This window comes from Pseudomonas sp. SH10-3B (assembly GCF_019891415.1).
In the GTDB taxonomy this organism is placed as follows: domain Bacteria; phylum Pseudomonadota; class Gammaproteobacteria; order Pseudomonadales; family Pseudomonadaceae; genus Aquipseudomonas.
Map to the genome: position 1 here is coordinate 1 of NZ_JAFLXD010000111.1, position 1,446 is coordinate 1,446.

The window sequence follows — 1,446 nt, forward strand, 5'->3', positions numbered from 1 at the left end:
TGAACTGACCCCCAAAGATTGGACACAACCTTTGGGGGTGTCATGGGTAAGTACACAGAGCAAGTAAAACTGGTAGCGGTGCAGGACTATTGTTCCGGTGGCGCGGGTTTGAGGGATGTAGCACACCGTCACAATGTGGACTTTTCATCCCTTCGCCAGTGGGTTGCGGCCTATCAGGTGCATGGCGCCGCTGGGCTGAAAGAGAAAAAACTGCAGCGCTACAGCACCGATTTTAAACTGTCTGTTTTGACACGCATGCGCGAAGAGCAGCTTTCCTATAGGCAAACGGCGGCCTTGTTCGACATCCGCAGGTTCGGCATCATCGGTCTTTGGGAGCGCCGCTATGATGAGGGCGGTTTTGATGCCCTGACCACGCAGCCTAAAAAAGCCAGACGTCCGAAAAAAATGCCAATACCCATTCCCCCTGTTCAACCCGACTCACCCGATGACGACTCACGCACACGTGATGAGTTGCTTGCCGAGCTGAAGCAGTTGCGGATGGAAAATGACTACCTAAAAAAGCTGGATGCCTTGGTTCAGAAGAAACGAGCAGCGCAGCAGAAAAAGCGCAAATCGTAATTGAGCTGAGGCAGCGGCACCCTTTAGAAGGCTTGCTGAAAGTAGCCGGATTGGCGCGCAGCACGTTTTACTATCAGCAAAAGGCGCTGCAAGCAGCGGACAAATATACGGATCTAAAAACCCGGATTCGCTCGACGTTCGACCAGCACAAGGGTCGATACGGTTATCGCCGGATAACAGCTGCGGTCCGAAACGCGGGTCACCGCGTCAACCACAAGACGGTTCAGCGGTTGATGGCGCAGCTCGGGCTAAAGAGCCTGGTGCGGGTGAAGAAATACCGAGCGTACAAGGGGGAAGTAGGCAAGGCGGCGCCTAATCTTCTGAAGCGTGAGTTCGAGGCGCCGCAGCCCAATCAAAAATGGGTAACCGACGTTACCGAGTTCAAAGTCAGTGGTCAGAAGCTGTATCTGTCGCCGATTTTGGATCTCTACAACGGCGAAATTATTTCCTATGAAGTCGCCAGACGGCCGCTGTTCGACATGGTCGGGAAGATGCTGAGTGGCGCATTTGAGCGACTTCAGCCGCATGAAAAGCCGATCTTGCACTCCGACCAGGGCTGGCAGTACCGGATGCCCATTTACTATCGAAAGCTCAACGAGCGCTCAATCACACCGAGCATGTCGCGTAAAGGCAACTGTTACGATAATGCAGCCATGGAAAGCTTCTTCGGCACACTGAAGTCCGAGTTCTTCTATCTGAACAAATTTAACGACCTCGATGAGCTTCACGCAGGCATCGATGAGTACATAACCTATTACAATCACTCGCGTATCAAGCTGAAGCTAAATGGCCTGAGTCCTGTGGGATACAGAACTCAGGCCGCTCAGGCATAGACATGTAATCGTCCAGCTTTGTGGGGTCAGTTCA

Annotated in this window: 1 protein-coding gene; it reads left to right on the top strand. The window is 52.8% G+C overall.

Going from position 1 to position 1,446, the window contains the following annotated elements:
- The first annotated feature begins 42 nt into the window (after positions 1-42).
- Positions 43-1,412, top strand: a protein-coding gene (locus J1G35_RS30560) for an IS3 family transposase (protein ID WP_262417483.1) whose coding sequence is annotated in 2 segments (ribosomal slippage) — positions 43-523 and positions 523-1,412 — 1,371 coding nt in all. Because the reading frame shifts where the segments join, the coding sequence is not laid out codon by codon here.
- The last annotated feature ends 34 nt before the right edge of the window (positions 1,413-1,446 follow it).